This window comes from Stenotrophomonas sp. YIM B06876 (assembly GCF_030711595.1).
Taxonomy (GTDB): Bacteria; Pseudomonadota; Gammaproteobacteria; order Xanthomonadales; family Xanthomonadaceae; genus Stenotrophomonas.
The window spans coordinates 1-202 of sequence record NZ_JAUJUJ010000489.1 but is presented as its reverse complement, the minus strand read 5'-3'; the positions used below and the strand labels follow the sequence as shown (position 1 = coordinate 202).

Below are 202 nucleotides of genomic sequence, written 5' to 3'. Positions count from 1 at the left end.
GCTCCTGCATCAAGGGCAGCGGCTCGCCCGAAGCGACGCGCAACTGCCACTCCACCAGGTCCTGGCCGGTGATGGCTTCGGTCACCGGATGCTCGACCTGCAGGCGCGTGTTCATCTCCATGAAGAAGAAGTTCATCACGGGCTTGTTGACCCCCACGCTCCCCACTTCGTGTGGTTCGCTGCCCCCCGAGGGGGCGCTCGC

General features: G+C 65.8%; 1 protein-coding gene. It reads right to left on the bottom strand.

Annotation, left to right across the window (positions count from 1 at the left end; genetic code table 11):
- A partial coding sequence (locus tag QZH66_RS18085) for a hypothetical protein (protein WP_305807185.1) occupies positions 1-202 on the bottom strand: 202 nt, incomplete at both ends.